Raw genomic sequence first — 21,402 nt, forward strand, 5'->3', positions numbered from 1 at the left:
TGTAATGGTTTGGTTAGTTGATGAGTAAGAAGGAAAGTAGGGCAGTAGGGCTGTATAATAATTATCTTCACTTTGGTAATCGCGGTAGGCTTACGTATCCACTTAGCTTTATTTGATGTCACAATTGTTACATCAAACCTATAAAAGCTAAAAGTTTTCCACGCACCACCTACTAGTTGCGCATGTCTGGTAGTAAAGCATTTTGAACACGGTAGACAGAATAGACAAACTCTTTGTTACACAACTGTAATACAAATGAGATGAAAGACATAATCAAAGCTACTAGAATAGAAAACAGTGTTAGGAGAGATACTATGTTTATTGATACACATGTTCATTTAAATGCAGATCAATACGAAGAAGACGTGGAAGAAGTCATTCAACGTGCAATTGATGCAAACGTAGAAAAAATGGTCGTAGTTGGGTTTGATACGAAAACTATTAACAAAGCCATGAAGTTAGTAGAACAATACCCATTCATCTATGGAGTGATTGGTTGGCATCCTGTTGATGCAGTAGATTGCACAGAAAGTGATCTGAACTGGATCAAGGAGTTGTCGGCTCATCCGAAAGTCATCGGCATTGGAGAAACCGGTCTCGATTACCACTGGGATAAATCACCAAAAGATATACAGCAAGAGTTATTCCGTAAGCAGATACGACTGGCAAAGGAAGTAGAATTGCCAATCATTATTCATAATCGCGACGCAACAGGCGACGTAGTTCGTATTCTACAGGAAGAAAATGCAGCGGAAGTCGGTGGGATTATGCATTGTTACAGCGGTAGTGTTGAGACAGCTGAACAATGTATAGAAATGAACTTTCTTATTTCGCTAGGCGGACCTGTGACGTTTAAGAATGCTAGAATGCCGAAAGAAGTAGCAACAGAGATTTCACTCGATAAGCTACTGATCGAAACGGATGCACCATATTTAGCACCGCATCCTTATCGAGGGAAGCGCAATGAACCGTCCTATGTCACATTAGTGGCGGAGGAAATTGCGCGGTTGAAAGAAGTGTCGGTTGAGGAAGTAGCAAAGCAAACGTCTGCAAATGCATTACAACTGTTTAAGATTCAGTGAACGACATATGTCAATTATTTGTCTATTAAAACTGAAATATCTCTAGCTATAAACGGTTAGTAGTTTGGAAGTTTGACAGTGTAAATTAAACGCTATATACTCAGCCGAGTAATGAAAGGGGAAATTCTTAACATGTTTCAGAAGAACACTAAGTTTATGCGCATTGGAATTTTATTTATGGCAATGGCATTATTCGTAGCAACAACGTCACTCGTATTGATTGACGGAAAAAAGAAAAACATTTCAATGGACCTTAATGGCAAGCAAATAGAATTACGTACAGCAGCAGCTACAGTGGGAGAAGTACTAGCGGCTAATGACGTAAAAGTACAAAAACATGATCTAGTAGAACCGACAGTTAACACACCGCTTGAAAACGATACAGAAATCAAATGGCAAAAAGCAAACAAAGTAATAATTGATGTAGATGGTGAGACTCAAGAACTTTGGACAACAGAAGCTACCGTAAATGATGTACTTAAAACAGCGGAGATTGAAGTTGCTACACATGACGAAATCGAACCGGCTCTAGAAACCAAAATTACAGAAAACCAACCCATTGCAATTGCTAAAGCATTCCCTGTCACTGTCAAAGACGGCGGTAAAGAGCGTACAGTATGGTCAACTCAAACTACAGTAAGAAAGTTTTTGACAGACCAAAACATTCGACTTGCAAACTTGGATAAAGTAGAAGGCGATACAAGTGCAAAGTTGACAGCATCTAATGCAGTGGTTAAAATTGCACGTGTAGAAAAAATCACGGATGTAGTTGAAGAAACAGCAGACTTCAAAACTAAAAGAAAAACAGATATGACTATGCTTAAAGGTAAAGAAAAAGTTGTCACTAACGGTAAAAAGGGTAAACTACAAAAGAAATTCCAAATTACGAAAAAGAATGGAAAAGTAGTTTCTCGTGAATTAGTTGGTAAGACGATGGTAGAAGAACCTACACATAAAGTTGTTCATGTAGGAGCTAAAGCACCAAAAGTAGAGGTAGCGACTGCAGCTCCAGCAAAAGCATCTACAAATGCAACGGCAAAATCTTCCGGTACACCAGCAAAAGCGCAAGTAGCAGTATCACGTGGTACTAGTAGCGAGCCAAGCGGTGGAAAAGAATTCTATGCGAACGCAAGTGCATATACAGCTTATTGTAATGGATGTTCAGGAATCACAGCGACAGGTATTAACTTGCGTGCGAATCCGAATATGAAATTAATCGCAGTTGATCCACGAGTAATTCCACTAGGCTCTAAAGTTTGGGTGGAAGGCTATGGTTATGCAATCGCAGGAGATACAGGTGGCGCTATCAAAGGAAACCGTATCGATTTACACATGCCTACAAAAGAAGCGGCTTACTCATTTGGCCGTCGTCAAGTAAAAATTAAAGTCATTAACTAATAATAGTGTACCGATAAGGGGAAGAAAACTCTTCCTCTTATCGGTTTTTTTCCGTTTCCTACCGGTATGGTGTACAGAATTGAAAAAACACAGTAAAATAGAAAGAATGATATCGTAAGAAAAGAGGAATATTGTGAATATAGAAGAAGTAGTTGTGGTGGAAGGGAAGTCTGATACTGTAGCTGTCAAACGCGCGACAGGAGCGGATACGATTGAAACAAATGGGTCGGCAATTTCAGAAAAGACGATTGAGCGGATTCGTCACGCACAACGGACGCGTGGAGTTATTGTCTTTACCGATCCAGACTTCCCAGGCCGACGTATTCGAGCAATTATCGAAGAACAGATCCCCGATGTAAAACATGCATTTTTACCGAAGAAAGAAACTATAGCGAAAAATGGACGTGGAGTAGGAATTGAACATGCGAATGACGAAGCAATTCGTCAAGCATTGGCTTCTGTTTACACGGTGAGTGAGCATACAATAGAAGAGATTCCGATGGCAACATTACTAGAAGCCAGATTAATCGGTCACACTGACTCCAGAAAGCGAAGAGAACGTCTGTCGGAGTTATTGCATATTGGGCAGGTAAACGGTAAAGGATTGAAGAAACGACTGGAGATGTTCCGGATTTCTGTCACCAAGTTAAATGAAGCGGTACAAGTTCTCGACGAGGAGGAAATGAAAACAGATGTATAAAGACATAGCAACGCCAGTGAGAACGAAAGAGATTTTACAGAAACACGGATTTTCATTCAAGAAGAGTTTAGGTCAGAATTTCTTGGTGGATTCGAACGTACTGCATAATATCGTCTCTTGCGCAGTGATTACGAAAGACACAGGAGTCATTGAAGTAGGACCGGGAATCGGTGCGTTAACAGAGCATCTCGCACGGCAGGCAGGGAAGGTTGTAGCATTTGAAATAGACGACCGCCTGTTACCTGTACTCGAAGATACGATGTCACCATATCCAAATGTCACCGTGATTCATCAAGACGTACTCAAAGCGGATATTCATCAAGTAATTGAAGAACAGTTCGCAGACTATGAAGACATCGTAGTCGTGGCCAACTTACCGTATTATATTACAACGCCGATCATCATGAAGTTCCTAATGGAAAAAGCACGCGTAAGCCAGCTTGTCATTATGATGCAAAAAGAAGTAGCAGATCGAATTACAGCAGTACCAAGCACGAAGGCATATGGCTCGTTATCAATCGCTGTCCAGTATTATATGGATGCAGAAGTATCTATGATTGTACCGAAGACGGTGTTCATTCCGCAACCGAATGTAGAGTCAGCTGTTCTTAGTTTGACGCGTAGAGAAGAGCCACACGCTCCTGTGGCGGATGAAGACTTCTTATTCACAGTGACACAAGGATCGTTCTTGCATCGCCGCAAGACACTGTGGAACAACCTCCAGTCCTCACTCCCTGAAGGACAGGAAAAAAAGGAATTGATTCAGCAAGCGTTTGTTCAATCAGGTATTGATCCGATCAGAAGAGGGGAAACATTATCGATACCCGAGTTCATCAAACTGGCTAATGCACTATACCCTCACTTTGGCAAGCTAAAACCGGAATAAAATTAATGACAATTTCATATGAAAAAATAGTGAAATTCATCATAAAGTTATTGACAAAGACATAGACAAACTGTTAAAATAAAAATTTTGTTGACAAACGCATGTAAAAATGTTATGCTTGTATTTAGTGAGGTGTAAGTAACATGCCAAAAACATTAGCAGACATTAAAAAGTCACTGGACGCTCATTTAGGGAAACGTCTCCACTTGAAAGCAAATGGTGGTCGTAAGAAGACGATTGAACATGCTGGAGTTTTGCGCGATACGTATCGTGCCGTTTTCGTAGTAGAGTTGGATCAGGATGACAATGCGTTTGAAAGAGTTTCTTACAGCTATGCTGATATTTTAACCGAAGCGGTTGAAATAACAGTCCTTGATGGTTCGGACCAAACGGCCTTTATCATCAAATAATTTATTATGCTATTTTAATTTATTCTCTAGTGAATCCGCCGGAATGTTCTGGCGGGTTTTTTTATTATGTTACATAAATGAAGTGTAATTTACCCTTAACGGCATACACTACATATGTCAGCCGAAAAGGAGGAAACTATAATGGCGAGAAAAGGCGTCATGTCAGATCAATTGAAAGAAGAAATCGCGAAAGAGCTTGGCTTCTATGATGTAGTGCAGAAAGAAGGCTGGGGCGGTATTCGCTCACGTGATGCTGGAAACATGGTAAAACATGCAATTGAAATGGCGAGTAGACAAGTGGAGGAGAAGAAGTAATCCAACTAATGTCCGTAGAATCCAAAACAGGCTGACAAAAGTAACTGCAAAGGCGAAATGGCTTTGCAGTTCTTTCTACTGTTCAATCATAATTTTTAGCCTTCTTATACAATTGAATAAAAAATGTACAGGATCATCTTTCTACTTGACTAGTCTAGAAACAAGTCAAATAGAAAGGTGTAGTATTGTGATCCCTAGAAAAGTGATTTGTATTAGTATATATGCATGAATTTCAATTATTTATTTAGCGAATTTAATCCATTTGTGTAGTAATGCAATATGTTTTCGCGTATTTATCATTTTAGCTAATTGACGTGATATAGTCATTACATCTTATGGAAAAAGGGGATAAATACGCATGAAAAAGGTTTTTGCAATAATTTTAATACTCGTATTGACGTTTTCAGTAGCTCCTAAAACACAAGCTTCTTCTAAAATGTTTACAGACGTACCGAAAAATCATCCGAACTATACTGCTATTATGTATTTATTGGAGAATAAAGTGATTGAGCCTAGTGCGCGCTTTGGGTTGAATGATAAAGTGACACGCGAAGAAGTCGCCATCATGGTGGCTAAAGCGACAGGGTTGGATGGAAAGAAAGCAAAGACGAAATTTAAAGATGTTCCTGCGAGCAGGTATTCCTCTGGTTACATCAACTCTGCTGTGAAAGAAAAAATCATCAATGGCTATCCTGATGGTACGTTCAAGCCTACGCAAAAGGTGACACGTGGTCATATGGCTGCCTTCATAGCGAACGCGTTTAAACTGACCAAAGAAAAAGACATTCGATTTAAAGATGTATCGAAGGGTTCTACGGCGTATAGTGCCGTGCGTAAACTGGCTTTTGAAAATATCACCTCAGGCTATCCTGACGGTACATTTAAACCGAATGAAACATTAACTCGTTCGCATATTGCTGCATTCGTAGCAAGAGCTATGGATCCTGCGTTCCGACCTGTGCCCCCAGTTATGGTGACAAGAGGAGTTCACTTTGGAATGGATCCAGCTCAAGTGATACGTGTTGAATCAAAGTCGCCTGCAATATTGCTTTCGAATTTACGTGAGGGAAATAAACGATTATTGATCTATCGGACTACAAAGTATAATTACTATACAGATTTAATTTACTACTTCGAAAACAATAAGTTACAATTCATAACCTATGACTTTATGGGTGGAGAAGATACCTATCATACTTCAGATGAAATGTTTGCGATGTACAATGAATTAAACGAGCATGCACAACGTGAGTTTGGAGCGGACTATTACTCTGACACGGACTATGAAACTACGTTCAATTCAGGGTGGGAAAAGACTGGTTATGTGGTGATACTAACAGTGAATGATGACAATGTAAGTACAGCGGCGAATTTAGTGTACCTACCCAATTCAATGATAAAATAATATGTACAATACCAGGGTTGCAGAATGAAATACATTTGCAGCTCTTTTTCTATTACTTAGAACGAACAAGGCAGCACCAATCTTCTATGATTTACGTTATGATGGAAAGACTATTCTCTAGGGGCCTTTGGTAGAACCAGAAAACGGGGGTGGGAATGTGATGAAAGGAAATGTAGGCAGGGCATTACTCGTGGGTGTCTTTGTCGGTATGGTTAGCTTGTTCAAGGAATTACTTAATCCTGACATGCATTCACTTTTATCGATTTTACTCATGCTTCTGGCCGCAATAATCGGTTATTGGCTGGGAAATAAAATATTAATGAGACGTAAGGGAGAGAAGAACAACAACGCTACTATGTAAAGTACACATTGAAGAGGGGGTTCAACAAGATGTGGAATAACAATAAGGTAACAAAATCACTTGGAATTACATACCCAATCATTCAAGCGGGAATGGCTGGCGGTACGACCACACCTGAATTAATAGCTGCAGTATCCAATGCGGGGGGCCTGGGCACGCTCGGGGCAGGCTATATGAAGGCAGAAGATATGAGAGAAGTAATAAATAAGATTAAGAAATTAACGAATCAGCCTTTCGGGGTCAACTTGTTTATTCCCGAGGTGTCACAGATATCCAAGGATAAGATTAAAAAGGCCAATGAATTATTACGACCTTATCGTGAAGAGTTACACGTGGCTGAGCCTGAAGTAAAGGAAGTCTCTACGGCAAATTTTGATCAGCAAGTGGAAGTCATAATTCAAGAAGAGATAGCGGTCTGTAGTTTCACATTCGGCGTACCTTCAAAAGATATTGTCCAACAACTACAGAAAGAAAACATCATCGTGATGGGGACTGCTACAACTGTAAGAGAAGCAATTATCAATGAAGAGTGTGGGGTTGATATGGTTGTCATGCAAGGAAGCGAAGCGGGGGGACATCGTGGTACATTTTCAGGAAGCTTCAGTGATTCCATGATCGGAACGATGTCGCTTGTTCCTCAGGCGGCAGATCATGTACACATTCCGGTTATTGCTGCTGGAGGTATTATGGACGGAAGAGGTGTCTTAGCAGCTCTTACACTCGGAGCACAAGCGGTTCAGATGGGGACCGCATTCGTAACGGCTGTTGAAAGCGGAGCGACAACACAACATATCGATGCCATTCTCAAAAGCACGGAAGATCAAACTGTTATTACATCCGTATTTAGCGGTAAACCAGCAAGAGGCATTCAAAATGACTTTATCCACGAAGTAAAACCTTATGAAGAAGAACTGCCGGATTATCCTATCATGAACGCATTAACCACAGAAATTCGTAGTGAAGCTGCCAAGCAAAATCGACCCGAATGGATTCACCTTTGGAGTGGACAGTCACCTCGCTTAAGTACTAGACAACATGCCGCGGCTTTACTGTCGGACATCGTTCTTCAAGTAGAAAATATAATGAGTAATAGATGATCGGAGGGTGAACGATGACTACACATAAGATTTATACAATGAGTTTCGCCAAGGTCTATCCGCTCTATATTAAAAAAGTAGAGAAAAAAGGACGCACAAAATCGGAAGTCGATGAAATCATTCGTTGGTTGACGGGATACAGCCAAGAAGAGCTGGAAGTACAGTTGGAAAAGCAGACAGACTTTGAAACTTTCTTTGCGGAAGCTCCGAAGTTGAATTCTTCACGGGCGCTAATCAAAGGTGTTATATGTGGAGTTAGAGTGGAAGAAATAGAAGAATCAACGATGCAGGAAATACGTTATTTGGATAAGCTGATTGATGAGTTGGCAAAGGGGAAAGCAATGGAAAAGATCTTGCGCAAATAACAAATGAAATTCTATTCGTTCAAAAATAGCTGTAGGAAATCATCTGCTACAGAACTATGGTACGGAAATTGACGTAACAAAATGAACTGCAAAGCCATTGCAGTTCTTTTTTTTATTTAATCTCCTTATGTTCTATTCATTCTGTGGTAATATATGAGCAAGAACAATGCAGTGGGGAGGGAGCTTTTATCATGATTTACGAAAAGGCGCCTGCGAAAATCAACTTAACATTAGATGTGTTGAGCAAACGGCCGGATGGCTATCATGATGTCGAGATGATTATGACAACGGTTGATTTAGCTGACCGTATTTGGCTCCGTCCTACGACGGACCAAGCCATTACGATTCAGTCATCTCATCGATTTGTGCCGAATGATCGCAAAAACTTGGCGTACCAAGCAGCGGATTTATTGCGCAAACGCTATCGCTTGGATTATGGAGTTGAAATTACTCTAGATAAGAATATCCCAATTGCAGCAGGATTGGCTGGTGGAAGTTCAGATGCAGCTGCGACTCTTCGTGGATTAAACCGTCTATGGGAACTCGGATTGTCTTTGGATGAGCTGGCTGTCCTAGGTGCAGAAATTGGATCAGATGTATCATTTTGCGTATATGGTGGCACTGCCATTGCAAGAGGGCGAGGGGAAGACATCACACATCTACCTGCTCCACCTAACTGCTGGGTCGTGCTGGCGAAACCGACAATCGGTGTATCGACTGGCAATATTTATGGACAGTTAAACTTGTCTTCTATTACGCATCCGCAAACAGAGCGTATGATGGAAGCATTGCAAGAAAGTAATTATGACAAGATGTGCGTATCGCTAGGGAATGTGCTTGAGCCTGTGACGATGGGTCTTCATAAGGAAGTTGTCATACTCAAGGAGCAAATGGAGCGTTTTGGAGCAGACGCTGTTTTAATGAGCGGTAGCGGTCCAACTGTATTCGGGCTGGTGAAACATGAATCGCGTGTGCCGAAAATAGTAAATGCCTTGAAAGGGTTTTGCCAAGATGTACATGCCGTGCGTATGCTTGGGGAACCTATTGTAGTTGATTAATGCCGGACGATTATGATAATCTACTTATAAATCATTCGGATTTAGGAGTCGGTATTATATGAAATGGAAAAGAAGTGAAAGGCTTGTTGATATGACACGTCATTTGCTGGAAAATCCACACACACTCATTTCTTTGACGTTTTTTTCGAACCGGTATTCAGCCGCCAAATCCTCAATTAGTGAAGATCTTGGTATTTTGAAAGAGACATTTGAAGAAAGTCGCACGGGTCGTCTAGTGACGATTTCAGGTGCTGCTGGCGGTATTAAATATATCCCGTTAGTCGGTCGTGAGGAAATAAAAGAAGTCATTCATTCATTAATGAATGAACTAAGAAAATCAGATCGACTACTTCCTGGCGGTTATCTGTATATGACGGACTTGTTGGGAAATCCCCGTTTTCTCGATCGAATTGGCAAGGTGATTGCGACAGCTTTCTTTGATAAAGAAATTGACGTAATTATGACGGTTGCAACGAAAGGCATTCCGATTGCCCATGCGATTGCCCGTCATTTGAACGTACCGGTCATCGTGGTGCGACGAGACAGCAAAGTGACGGAAGGTCCTACTGTCAGCATTAATTACGTGTCTGGTTCTGCACGCAGGATCCAAACAATGGTGCTGTCAAAGAGAAGTATGCAGAGCGGTCAAAAAGTATTGTTGACAGATGATTTTATGAAGGTGGGCGGCACGATGCAGGGCATGAAAAGCTTGCTTGAAGAATTCAACTGTGAACTGGGTGGCGTGGCGGTCTTGGTAGAAGCCGAACACCTCGAAGAAGTTCTGGTAGATGATTATCTTTCATTAGTAAAATTACGTGCAGTCGATGAGAAACACCGTAAGATCGAGTTGGAAGAAGGAAATTATTTCACGAGAGGCGGTAATGAGTTATGGAATATGTAAAAACAGAACAAGCACCACAGGCAATTGGACCTTATTCACAAGCAGTAAAAGTGAATGGTGTAGTGTACACGTCAGGACAGATTCCTTTGACACTTGCAGGCGAAGTGATAGGTGGCGGGATAGAAGAACAGACGAACCAAGTTCTTCGGAATTTGAGCAAAGTACTGGAAGAAGCAGGTTCAAGTTTACAAAAAGTCATTAAAACGACAGTGTTTATTCAAGATATAAATGAATTTGGAGCGTTAAATGCCATTTATGAAGAACACTTCGGAGAGCATAAACCAGCTCGCTCGACAGTAGAAGTGGCCCGTCTTCCAAAAGACGTACGAGTAGAAATCGAAGCGATTGCGCTTTGTGAGTAATTGAATGTGAAGCCCGACATGATCTAGTCAAGATCGTGTCGGGTTTTTCTTGTTAGTAGAAAGTGATTAGGATGAAACCAGCTGCAAATATGAAGTAATATACAAATATTAAAAAATTCACAAAAGATTCTATTTTCATTTGGTATGAAAACTAGTATTATAGAATCAGCACCAGTATTATGGTTAAAAGAGTAATCATGCCAACTAACCTAGAATACGTTTAGTGTGAAAACGACAACAAGGGAGTGGGGAAAATGGAGATCACAGATGTGAGATTACGCAAGGTAGACACGGAAGGTAGAATGAGAGCAATAGCCTCCATTACGCTTAACGATCAGTTTGTCATCCATGATATTCGAGTCATCGAGGGGAATGACGGATTATTTGTGGCAATGCCGAGCAAACGCACACCGGATGGGGAGTTCCGCGATGTGGCGCATCCGATTAATTCGGATGCACGGACGAAAGTACAGGAGTCCATCCTGGCGGTTTATCATCAAGTAGATGAACAGCGAGGGGAATTGCAAGAGGCTGTTCTATAATTTTATTACCTTAGAGTAAGCGTTTCCATACGTCGTATTCATAAAAAGGCCATCTGTTTGAGTAGATGGCCTTTTTGTCATTTTGAAATGGAAATTTAGAAGCCTGCATGGATATCGGGATAAAGATTGGTGTTGATCTTGAACTTACGTAAGTTAAAATACAACAATAATTCACATACTACCTACAGTGAGTAAAAAAGCAACCTCACTTTTTTACTAAGGTTAAAGCGTCCGCCAACTGGAGCTTCCATCCCCGCGTACTTACTTACTAATTAACTCACCGTTGCAATAACCAGTTAGTTTGAACGTTTCGTCAATATGTACCTACCTTTTTTATTTCTATACCCTTATAATCACAAAAAGATTAACAATCATAAAATAAAGTTGTGTAATTGTCAAGGGGATATGCTTGAAAAAATCAATGGTTTCCGATATAGTCAATTATGAATTTATCAAACAAGGATGGAGGCTGACAGATGACAAATACATATGCGATTGTCCTAGCTGCAGGACAGGGCACGCGAATGAAGTCGGATCTTTATAAAGTACTTCATCCAGTCTGTGGCAAGCCGATGGTTGAGCATGTGATCGATCACATTCGCGATCTCCGCTCAGATCGGATCGTCACGATTGTCGGTCACGGTGCCGAGATGGTAGAGCAAACTTTGGGCGGCAAAAGTGAATACGCTCTGCAGGCAGAGCAACTAGGCACTGCACATGCCGTGCAGCAAGCCGAGAAGGTACTTGCGGATCTTGATGGCACAACACTGGTTGTCTGCGGTGACACGCCATTGATTAGCACAGAAACGATGGCAGCGCTCCTTGCGCATCATCATAAAACAGAAGCCAAGGCGACAATACTTACTGCAATTGCAGATGATCCAACGGGTTACGGTCGCATCATCCGTGCCGATAACGGTGACGTAGTGCGAAACGTCGAACATAAAGACACAAACGACGAAGAGCGTCTTGTTAAGGAGATTAATACAGGTACGTACTGCTTTGACAACCGGGTGTTATTCGACACACTAAAAAAAGTGAACAATGATAACGCACAAGGCGAGTATTATCTCCCAGACGTATTAGGAATTTTAAAATCTGAAGGACAGCGAATATCAGCTTATACGACACCGGATTTTCATGAAACACTAGGCGTTAACGACCGCGTGGCACTGGCACAAGCTGAAAAAAGTATGCGCCAACTGATTGCGGAAAAGCATATGCGTAACGGTGTCACAATTATTAGCCCTGAGCAGACAGTGATCAGTGCAGAAGCTGAAATTGGCCGTGATACTGTCATCCAACCTGGCGTCCTCATTGAAGGAGCTACAAAAATCGGCTCACAATGTGTCATTGGTCCTAACAGCCATATTCAAAACAGTACGGTGGGCGATCACACAACGATTCATTCTTCTGTTGTTCGTGATAGTATAGTTGGAAATCAGACAGCAGTCGGTCCTTTTGCACACTTACGTCCTGAAACACAGCTTGGTGATCATGTCAAAGTAGGTAACTTTGTTGAGGTGAAAAAATCTCAGCTTGGTGATGATAGTAAAGTTTCTCACCTCAGCTACATAGGGGATACAGAAATTGGAAAGAATGTTAACGTTGGCTGTGGTACGATTACTGTGAATTACGATGGAAAAAACAAGTACAAAACAGAGATAGAAGACAATGCATTTATTGGCTGCAATGCCAATTTGGTCGCACCAGTCACGATAGGAAAGAATGCGATTGTGGCAGCGGGATCCACAGTCACAAAAAATGTTCCGGAAAATTCACTTGCAATTGGACGCGTTCGGCAAGAGAATAAAGAAGGATACGTAAAAAACTAATCTTACCCAACCAACAGGAGGGCCATCATGGCAAATCAATATCCAAACGACAAACTGAAAATATTTTCTTTAACTGCGAACGAACCACTTGCAAAAGAAGTAGCAGATCAAGTCGGGCTTCCGCTCGGCAAGCTCTCAGTCAAACGTTTTAGTGACGGAGAAATCCAAATCAATATCGATGAAAGCATCCGTGGCTGTGAAGTATTCGTTATTCAATCTACTTCTAATCCGGTCAACGATAACTTAATGGAACTTCTCATTATGCTAGATGCCTTAATGCGTGCATCTGCGCGTACGATTAACGTGGTCATGCCATACTACGGGTATGCACGTCAAGACCGTAAAGCGAGTTCACGTGAACCTATAACGGCTAAATTAGTTGCAAATTTACTAGAAAAAGCAGGTGCTGATCGTGTAATCGCAGTAGACTTGCATGCACCACAAATTCAAGGTTTCTTCGATATTCCAATTGATCATTTGATTGCAGAGCCAATCTTAACGGAGTATTTCCAGGGTCAAGGATTAGATGATCTTGTTATCGTTTCACCCGACCATGGTGGTGTAACACGTGCACGTAAAATGGCGGATCGTATGAAGGCACCCATTGCTATTATCGATAAGCGTCGTCCGCGTCCAAACGTAGCGGAAGTAATGAATATCGTTGGCAATGTAGAAGGGAAAACGGCCATTCTAATTGATGATATCATCGATACAGCCGGTACTATCACGATTGCCGCGAGCGCTCTAATTGAAAGCGGAGCAAAAGAAGTGTATGCTTGTTGTTCACACCCTGTTTTATCCGGACCAGCGATTGAGCGCATTAATAATTCTAAAATCAAGCAATTAGTGATTACGAATTCTATTAAATTGCCGGAAAGTAAACAATCTCCAAAAATCAAACAGCTATCGATTGCGCCTTTGTTGGCTTCAGCAATTATTCGTGTGTTTGAGAACAAGTCTGTAAGTACATTATTTGAGTAATAATAAGTTAACGAGTACCTTCGGGTATTGAAAATTTAAGGATTTATAAAAAACTTTTTGATGGGATAGGTGACTATACAAATGAGCACAATTATGTCCAATTTAAGAGAAACTGACAAGAACACAGTAAGTGAATTAAGAAAAAGCGGATGGATTCCTTCCGTAGTATACGGCTATGAAACAGAAAGCACTCCAATCGCAGTAAAAGAGCGTGATCTTCTAGACACACTTCGTGAAACAGGAAGAAACGGTGTTATCAAATTGACTGTAGATGGCAACGACAAAAACGTCGTATTAAACGATTACCAGGCTGATGTATTGACTGGATTCCTTACACACGCTGACTTTTTAGCGATCAATATGACGGAAGAGCTTGAAGTAGACGTAGCGATTAACCTTGTTGGAGATGCGCCAGGTGAAAAAGCAGGCGGAACAATTCAACAACCGGTATGGGAAGTTACAATTCGCGTAAAGCCTTCTGACATTCCTGATCATATCGACATAGATGTTTCAGAACTTGAAATTGGTGAAACAATTCTTGTTGGAGATATCCGCGACAAAGTGAAGTTTGAAATCGTAACTGAAGACGAAGTAGGATTAGTAACTATTTCTGCACCACGTACTGAAGAAGAATTGGAAGCATTAGATGAAGCGACAGAAAACACTGGAGCTGAGCCGGAAGTAATCGGTGAAGATAAAGAAGAGAAATAAGTTACAAAATGGGCGCACGAGTTTGAACCGTGCGCTCCTTTTCTATGTTTATATATCATTTAGAAAAGGAAGAGAAGAACATGAAATTACTAATTGGTCTCGGAAATCCCGGGAAGAACTATGAAAACACGCGTCATAATATTGGCTTTCAAGTTATCGATGAATTGGCTAAACGATGGCAAGCTCCAGCATTCCAGCAAAAATTCAATGGTCAATTTACGACTGTCCATACAGTTGAAGGCAAAGTGATACTATTGAAACCGATGACCTATATGAACTTGTCCGGAGAATGTGTCCGTCCTTTGGCGGATTATTTTGAAGTGGACAATGAAGAAATGGTCGTGTTATACGATGATTTGGATTTACCTGCCGGCAAAATCCGACTTCGTCAAAAAGGCAGTGCGGGCGGTCATAATGGTATGAAGTCACTCATTGCACATCTAGGTACTACTGAATTCAACCGCATTCGAATTGGCGTTGATCGTCCAATTGGTGGGATGAAGGTCGCTGACTACGTCTTGTCTCCTTTTAGCAAGGACGAGCAACCATTGATTGAGGACTCGATTCAAAAAAGCGCAGATGCCTGTGAAGAATGGACGACAAAAAAACTACCATTCCTTGAAGTGATGAATAAATTTAACGGGTAAGCATAATATATCAGCACTTTGCCTATACTTTGAAAAAGGAAGGTGAAGAGAATATGATCCGTTATTCTTGTAATCACTGTCATACGGAAATCGGTTCCATTCCATTTGAATCGGTCAAGGATACCCTCAGTCAAATAGACGGTGAAGATAAAAGTTCATTTTTGACCGTAGATCCGGATGGTGGCCTGCATATACGATGTATTTGTGAACACTGCGAGCAATCCTTGCAGACGTTTCCGAATTATTACACCTTAAAAAAATGGTTACAATAAGTAACAGATGCTTTGGCGCTGATAGCCAAAGCTTTTTGTGCATAAAACATTCTGTTCAATATAAAGAGATAGACTAATTTAAGAGATAAGGAGGAATAGTCGAGTGGGAGTAATAGAACAGCTTTTTCTAGAAGAGAAAGAGATTCAAGGCTTGCTGAACGACTTGGAAGACGGGCAGGACCAGCAGTTGATCACAGGTCTTTCGGGCGGATCCAAAGCAGTTTTCTTTAAATTGATTCAGCAATCACTGACACGTCCTGTCTTGATTGTTTCGCCAAATATGCTTCAAGCACAGCGAACGTATGAAGACTTGAGCAAGTTGGTCGGCGACAAAGACATTCACTTATACACCGCAGAAGAACTTGTTGCTGCAGACTTTTCATTTGCAAGTTATGAACTGCGTGCCGGTAGGATTGATACACTGGATCACATGGCGCGTACAGGCAGTGGTATTTATATTACACCGGTTGCAGGGTTGCGGAAATTGTTGCCGTCAAAGGAACGGTGGTTGGCGCATTACGTAACAGCTTCAACAGATGAAGAGATTGATATAAGCAACTGGCTAGAAAACCTAGTATCCATGGGCTATATACGAAAAGAACTGGTGAGCGCACCGGGTGAATTTGCGTTACGCGGTGGAATACTAGATATTTATCCGCTAACGATGGCAGAACCTGTCCGTATTGAGTTATTCGATACGACGATTGATTCCATTCGGACATTTTCAGCGGAAGACCAGCGTTCAACAGGCAAATTGGACTCCATTACGTTATTGCCAGCGACCGAATTCATCTGGACGCCTAATGAATTACAGCAAGTTTCAGAAAAAGTGGAGCAAGCGCTTGGTGATAGTTTGAATAAAATCAAAAGTGAAGAATTGCAGCAGCAACTATTGATGACAATCATGCAGGACATCGGCATGATGAAAGACGGAATTGTGCCAGACACGATGAAGAAATACGCTTCATTTTCTACTGAAGCGAGCGCCATGCTGACTGATTATTTCCCTGCAAATGGTGTCATACTATTTGACGAGCTAGGGCGAATACAAGAATCTGTGGCTACTTTGGAATCCGAAGAACAGGAATACCAGCTTGCCATGCTTGAAGATGGAAAAATGTTGCATGACACGAAACTCGCTTGGAAATACGAGCAAGTACTTACGGATATTAGTCAACAGCGACTCTACTTATCTCTGTTTACACGTACAGTACCTGGTTTTACTATCAAGAAGTCTATTTCGATTTCCTGTAAGCCAATGCAACAGTTCCACAGTCAGATGCCACTGTTGAAAAGTGAAATAGAACGCTGGAAACAAGGGAACTATAATGTCTTTCTATTGGCTTCTTCAACTGAGAGAATGAAGAAAATTCAAGAGATTTTACGAGAGTATGATATAGAAGCAACGATAGATGGCAAGCCTAGTAAAGAAGGTGTGCTGTCCATTATAGAAGGGGATTTGTCAGCAGGGTTTGAATTGCCGTTTCAGAAACTTGCAGTTATTACAGACACTGAATTATTTACTGGTAAGCCGAAACGAAAAGCGCGTCCGCCTAAACTAACGAATGCTGAACGCATTAAAAGTTATTCGGAGATCAAGCCGGGCGACCATATTGTCCATGTTCATCATGGTATTGGGAAATACTATGGCGTAGTTACACTGGATGTTAAAGGCATCCAAAAAGACTATCTGGATATTCGTTATCGCGGCGAGGATAAACTCTTCGTGCCAGCCGATCAGATTGATTTAATCCAAAAATATGTTGCCTCCGGAGAGAAAGAGCCGAAGCTACATAAACTTGGCGGTACGGATTGGGTCAAAACAAAACGAAAAGTCACAGCGGCCATTCAGGATATTGCGGATGACTTGATCAAGTTATATGCCAGACGGGAAGCGGAAAGAGGCTTTGCATTCAGTGAAGATGATGATTTGCAGCGTTCATTCGAAAACGCTTTCCCTTACGAAGAAACACAGGACCAGTTACAATCCATCAATGAAATTAAGAAAGATATGGAAAGTGTACGGCCTATGGACCGATTATTATGCGGAGATGTAGGATACGGAAAAACGGAAGTTGCGATCCGTGCAGCATTTAAAGCAGTGACGAACGGTAAACAAGTGGCGTTCTTAGTGCCAACTACCATTCTGGCACAGCAACATTACGAGACGATGAAAGAACGTTTTGCAGATTATCCTCTGACGGTTTCAGTTCTTAATCGTTTCCGTTCTAAGAAAGAGCAAGATGAAACGATTAAAGGGGTGAAAGCGGGTACTATCGACATTGTCATCGGTACACATCGCTTATTGTCAAAAGACGTAGTTTATCAGGACCTTGGGCTTCTCGTTGTTGATGAAGAGCAACGTTTTGGTGTAACGCATAAAGAAAAGTTAAAGCAATTAAAAAATAACGTGGACGTACTGACATTGACTGCAACACCCATACCAAGGACTTTGCATATGTCGATGGTTGGAGTGCGCGATTTATCTGTAATTGAAACACCACCAGCCAATCGTTTCCCTGTCCAAACATATGTCATGGAACATAATGGTGGGCTCGTTCGTGAAGCGATTGAGCGGGAAATGGGACGCGGCGGACAGGTCTTCTATTTATATAATCGCGTAGAAGATATGGATCGTAAAGTGCAAGAAATTCGTGACTTGGTACCAGAAGCGCGTATCGCCTCTGCGCATGGTCGGATGGGTGAGGCGGCTCTCGAAGCGGTAATTTTGAGTTTCCTCGAAGGAGAATTTGATGTGCTCGTTACAACGACCATTATTGAAACCGGAATCGATATTCCGAATGTCAATACGTTGATTGTCCATGATGCAGACCGAATGGGGCTATCACAACTTTATCAATTACGTGGCCGGGTCGGTCGTTCTAATCGCGTAGCGTACAGCTATATGCTTTATCAGCGTGACAAAGTATTGACGGAAGTTGCCGAAAATCGCTTGCAAGCAATCAAAGAATTTACTGAGCTTGGTTCAGGCTTTAAAATTGCCATGCGTGATCTATCCATTCGGGGTGCAGGAAACTTACTTGGTTCGCAGCAACACGGATTCATTGATTCTGTTGGGTTCGATCTCTATTCGCAGTTATTACAAGAAGCAATAGAAGAAAGACAGACGGGTGTCGTGAAAGAAGACAAGGTGGATGTCGAAATTTCCTTGCCTATCAATGCTTACCTTCCAGAATCATACATTCAAGACGGTTATCAAAAAATTCAAATGTATAAACGCGTAAAAGCCATTACGGGCGATGAGGATTATTTGGAACTTGTCGACGAGATGATAGATCGTTTTGGTGATATGCCATTCGAAGCGGACTTATTACTCCGTGTTGGACGTATGAAAGCGTGGGGACGTGACGCAGGTGTACTATCCATTAAAAATGTACAAGGTATAGTGGAAATCCGCTTGTCAGCAGAAGGAACTGCTCGTGCTGACGGTGCAAAGCTGATGGAACGTTCGTTGAAGTTTGGCCATGCGGTTGGACTGACAATTGACAACGGTCAAATTATTGTAACCGTGAATGAAAAGAAGTCTAATCAGTTTACGGAATTCGATATGGTAGAAGATATGGTACACACGATGCAAGAAACTGCAAAGGAAGTAGAATCTACAGATGCCTTGTAACACCTCGATTGCATAAAATGACCAATGTTGATGCATACTGTTCTCAGAAATACATTTAATTTCGAGAAAGTGAGGCATTATACATGAAAGCAACGGGTATTGTCCGCAGAATTGATGACTTGGGAAGAGTAGTTATACCAAAAGAAATTAGAAGGACACTTCGCATTCGTGAGGGGGACCCTCTGGAGATATTCACTGATCGAGAAGGGGAAGTCATTTTAAAGAAGTATTCACCTATTTCAGAGCTTGGCGAATTTGCGGTGGAATATGCAGAATCACTTTATGAAACGATTGGTACTCCTGCGCTAATTAGTGACCGCGACGAGATGCTAGCGGTAGCAGGTCTTGCCAAGAAAGACTATATGAATCGACAGTTGGCCCCGATGTGCGAAGAAATCCTTAACGGCCGATCTACTGTCATAGAAAAGCATGAGAAGACGGTGGAATGGGTGCCAGGTCAAGTGGAGCAGGTTAAATCTTATTGTGTTGTACCAATTATTACAAATGGCGACGCGATCGGTGCAGTCTATTTGCTATCAAAAGTTCATTTTGTTGGAGAGGTCGAGCAAAAAGCAGCAGAGATGGCAGCCAATTTCTTGGCAAAACAGATGGAAAGTTAAACGGATTTAATAAAAGTATTAAATTTTTAACCAAAACTCACAGTAGATGAATCTATTGTGAGTTTTTTGATATGTAATTCACTAAAAATGTAATTCGATATGCTGTTTTCAGATGAATGACAAGTAGAGAAAATTTATTTGACCTATAAATTGTAATAAACACAAACGATAAACTTACATATAATCCCTATTAAGGAGTTTGTATGGTAGAAAAGATTTCAATATTTTTCATCAATTAAAAAGTGAAATATTTCACATACTACATACATAAATCGCTTTTTGGGATCGCTTTTCTTTACGTGAAGCATTTCACAAAAGCCCTTAGTGAAGGGCTTCACAAGGCATAAATTGAAAAGTGAAAGGTTTCACATACTACGAAAAAGCATAAATGTCAAAACTTTTTTAAAAATATTTAAAAGCTATGAAAAACCCGAGATAGAAGTAATGTAACCGCTTACGAATTTTCAATTTTGGGAGTTGGTAGAAAATTGATGCTTGTGTTTACTTTGCGTTTGCGCTTATAATCACTACCAACACGAATGAACAACAAAAAACCAGACAGGGAGAGCGATATTATGAACAGGAATTACAAATCTTCTTTACACATGCATCAAATTCACAATGGAAAAATGGAAGTCGTTTCGAAAGTACCGTTAGAGAATAAAGAGGATTTAAGTTTGGCGTACTCACCAGGAGTTGCTGAACCTTGTGTAGAAATCGCTCGAGACCCATCTCTTGCATTTGAATATACAATCAAAGGGAATTTGGTTGCGGTTGTGACAGATGGAACGGCTGTACTTGGACTCGGAGATATCGGTCCTGAAGCATCTTTGCCGGTAATGGAGGGAAAGGCTTTATTGCTGAAGCAATTCGCAGGGATCGACGCATTCCCAATTTGTCTAGATACAAAAGATGTGGATGAAATTGTAAACATCGTAAAGGCGATAAGCCCGACATTTGGGGCTGTAAACCTCGAGGATATCTCTGCTCCTCGCTGTTTCGAAATTGAACGGAGACTACGTGAAGAATGTAGTATTCCGATCTTCCACGATGATCAGCATGGTACAGCAATTGTAGTAGGTGCAGGATTACTAAACGCATTAAAGGTAGTTGGAAAAGAAAAGGAAGAAGTAAAAATCGTTTTGAACGGTGCGGGTGCTGCTGGAATTGCGATTACTAAACTATTATTGAGTATGGGCTTCGAAAACATTATTATGTGTGATTCAAAAGGCATTATTTATGAAGGCCGCGAGAATGCGATGAATGACGTCAAGCATGAAATGTCACGCATCACGAACCTCGAGAAAGTCGAAGGTTCCTTAGCAGAAGCAATGAAGGGTGCAGACGTATTCGTCGGTGTATCTGTTGCGAACTTGCTGACGAAGGAATTGATTGCACTGATGAATACAGATCCAATCGTATTTGGACTGGCGAATCCAATGCCAGAGTTGAAGCCTGAATTGGCAGACGAATATGGAGTGCGTATTATTGCGACGGGTCGCTCTGATTATCCTAACCAAGTCAACAATGTCTTGGCATTCCCTGGAATCTTCCGTGGAGCACTGGACGTTAGAGCGACAGAGATCAATGAAGAGATGAAGCTTGCTGCGACATATGCGATTGCAGATTTAATCAACGATGAAGATCTACGCGATGATTACATCATTCCGGATCCATTTGATGACCGTATCCCAACAATTGTTGCACATGCAGTAGGAAAAGCTGCAATGCGCACAGGCGTATCCGTTGCAAAGGAACTGATTTTACCTAATCCCAGTTGAAGATGAATGATGAAACGTCTTTCCTATCAAGCACAG

22 protein-coding genes are annotated in these 21,402 nt (G+C 41.3%); all 22 read left to right on the plus strand.

The annotated features are described in order from the left end of the window. The first annotated feature begins 314 nt into the window (after positions 1-314). The 22 genes from CSV80_RS14815 to CSV80_RS14920 all read left to right on the plus strand — a co-directional run bounded on the left by CSV80_RS14815 (position 315) and on the right by CSV80_RS14920 (position 21,366). Entirely contained in the window at positions 315-1,082 is a 768-nt protein-coding gene (locus CSV80_RS14815; RefSeq protein WP_099671452.1) for a TatD family hydrolase, read from the plus strand. Between the two features lie 132 nt (positions 1,083-1,214). Next, on the plus strand, positions 1,215-2,480 hold the full coding sequence (locus CSV80_RS18120) for a G5 and 3D domain-containing protein (RefSeq protein ID WP_304442301.1): 1,266 nt from the start codon (positions 1,215-1,217) through the stop codon (positions 2,478-2,480). 133 nt (positions 2,481-2,613) lie between these two features. Further along, positions 2,614-3,180, plus strand: a complete 567-nt coding sequence (gene rnmV, locus CSV80_RS14825) for a ribonuclease M5 (protein ID WP_099671454.1) — start codon at positions 2,614-2,616, stop codon at positions 3,178-3,180. Next, complete coding sequence (rsmA, locus tag CSV80_RS14830; RefSeq protein WP_099671455.1) at positions 3,173-4,066, plus strand: 16S rRNA (adenine(1518)-N(6)/adenine(1519)-N(6))-dimethyltransferase RsmA; 894 nt, start codon at positions 3,173-3,175, stop codon at positions 4,064-4,066. The genes rnmV and rsmA overlap by 8 nt, the downstream gene beginning before the upstream one ends. A gap of 143 nt (positions 4,067-4,209) precedes the next feature. Beyond that, positions 4,210-4,476, plus strand: a complete 267-nt coding sequence (veg, locus tag CSV80_RS14835) for a biofilm formation stimulator Veg (protein WP_029054863.1) — start codon at positions 4,210-4,212, stop codon at positions 4,474-4,476. Positions 4,477-4,617: 141 nt separating this feature from the next. Then, positions 4,618-4,791 (plus strand): small, acid-soluble spore protein, alpha/beta type, encoded by a 174-nt coding sequence (locus CSV80_RS14840; protein WP_029054864.1) that lies wholly within the window; start codon positions 4,618-4,620, stop codon positions 4,789-4,791. 358 nt (positions 4,792-5,149) lie between these two features. Next, a complete protein-coding gene (locus CSV80_RS14845; RefSeq protein WP_099671456.1) occupies positions 5,150-6,196 on the plus strand; it encodes an S-layer homology domain-containing protein in 1,047 nt (348 codons plus the stop codon). A 127-nt stretch (positions 6,197-6,323) separates the two neighbouring features. Further along, positions 6,324-6,557 carry a hypothetical protein gene (locus CSV80_RS14850; protein WP_233208492.1) on the plus strand — a complete coding sequence of 78 codons (234 nt, stop codon included), beginning with the start codon at positions 6,324-6,326 and terminating at the stop codon, positions 6,555-6,557. Between the two features lie 29 nt (positions 6,558-6,586). Next, the gene (locus CSV80_RS14855) at positions 6,587-7,654 is read left to right on the plus strand and encodes an NAD(P)H-dependent flavin oxidoreductase (protein ID WP_099671458.1); all 1,068 of its coding nucleotides are present in this window, start codon (positions 6,587-6,589) and stop codon (positions 7,652-7,654) included. A 14-nt stretch (positions 7,655-7,668) separates the two neighbouring features. Then, the gene (locus tag CSV80_RS14860; protein ID WP_029054868.1) at positions 7,669-8,019 is read left to right on the plus strand and encodes a DUF2200 domain-containing protein; all 351 of its coding nucleotides are present in this window, start codon (positions 7,669-7,671) and stop codon (positions 8,017-8,019) included. A gap of 191 nt (positions 8,020-8,210) precedes the next feature. After that, on the plus strand, positions 8,211-9,077 hold the full coding sequence (gene ispE / locus CSV80_RS14865) for a 4-(cytidine 5'-diphospho)-2-C-methyl-D-erythritol kinase (protein ID WP_099671459.1): 867 nt from the start codon (positions 8,211-8,213) through the stop codon (positions 9,075-9,077). 58 nt (positions 9,078-9,135) lie between these two features. Beyond that, a complete protein-coding gene (gene purR, locus CSV80_RS14870; RefSeq protein ID WP_099671460.1) occupies positions 9,136-9,978 on the plus strand; it encodes a pur operon repressor in 843 nt (280 codons plus the stop codon). Next, a complete protein-coding gene (locus CSV80_RS14875) occupies positions 9,966-10,340 on the plus strand; it encodes a RidA family protein (protein WP_099671461.1) in 375 nt (124 codons plus the stop codon). The genes purR and CSV80_RS14875 overlap by 13 nt, the downstream gene beginning before the upstream one ends. A gap of 254 nt (positions 10,341-10,594) precedes the next feature. Then, positions 10,595-10,882 carry a septation regulator SpoVG gene (gene spoVG / locus CSV80_RS14880; protein ID WP_099671462.1) on the plus strand — a complete coding sequence of 96 codons (288 nt, stop codon included), beginning with the start codon at positions 10,595-10,597 and terminating at the stop codon, positions 10,880-10,882. 476 nt (positions 10,883-11,358) lie between these two features. After that, the gene (gene glmU / locus CSV80_RS14885) at positions 11,359-12,717 is read left to right on the plus strand and encodes a bifunctional UDP-N-acetylglucosamine diphosphorylase/glucosamine-1-phosphate N-acetyltransferase GlmU (protein WP_099671463.1); all 1,359 of its coding nucleotides are present in this window, start codon (positions 11,359-11,361) and stop codon (positions 12,715-12,717) included. Positions 12,718-12,744: 27 nt separating this feature from the next. Then, positions 12,745-13,698, plus strand: a complete 954-nt coding sequence (locus CSV80_RS14890) for a ribose-phosphate diphosphokinase (protein WP_099671464.1) — start codon at positions 12,745-12,747, stop codon at positions 13,696-13,698. An 81-nt stretch (positions 13,699-13,779) separates the two neighbouring features. Continuing rightward, the gene (locus tag CSV80_RS14895; RefSeq protein ID WP_099671465.1) at positions 13,780-14,409 is read left to right on the plus strand and encodes a 50S ribosomal protein L25/general stress protein Ctc; all 630 of its coding nucleotides are present in this window, start codon (positions 13,780-13,782) and stop codon (positions 14,407-14,409) included. Between the two features lie 80 nt (positions 14,410-14,489). Next, positions 14,490-15,056, plus strand: a complete 567-nt coding sequence (gene pth / locus CSV80_RS14900) for an aminoacyl-tRNA hydrolase (protein WP_099671466.1) — start codon at positions 14,490-14,492, stop codon at positions 15,054-15,056. Positions 15,057-15,109: 53 nt separating this feature from the next. Continuing rightward, positions 15,110-15,328, plus strand: a complete 219-nt coding sequence (locus CSV80_RS14905) for an anti-sigma-F factor Fin (RefSeq protein ID WP_099671467.1) — start codon at positions 15,110-15,112, stop codon at positions 15,326-15,328. A 103-nt stretch (positions 15,329-15,431) separates the two neighbouring features. Next, positions 15,432-18,965 (plus strand): transcription-repair coupling factor, encoded by a 3,534-nt coding sequence (mfd, locus tag CSV80_RS14910; RefSeq protein WP_099671468.1) that lies wholly within the window; start codon positions 15,432-15,434, stop codon positions 18,963-18,965. Positions 18,966-19,048: 83 nt separating this feature from the next. Next, positions 19,049-19,585 carry a stage V sporulation protein T gene (gene spoVT, locus CSV80_RS14915; protein WP_029054878.1) on the plus strand — a complete coding sequence of 179 codons (537 nt, stop codon included), beginning with the start codon at positions 19,049-19,051 and terminating at the stop codon, positions 19,583-19,585. Positions 19,586-20,160: 575 nt separating this feature from the next. Next, positions 20,161-21,366: an NAD(P)-dependent malic enzyme gene (locus CSV80_RS14920; protein ID WP_099671469.1), complete on the plus strand. Its 1,206-nt coding sequence runs from the start codon at positions 20,161-20,163 to the stop codon at positions 21,364-21,366. Positions 21,367-21,402: the final 36 nt, after the last annotated feature.

The organism is Sporosarcina sp. P12(2017) (assembly GCF_002743035.1).
GTDB classification, from domain to species: domain Bacteria; phylum Bacillota; class Bacilli; order Bacillales_A; family Planococcaceae; genus Sporosarcina; species Sporosarcina ureae.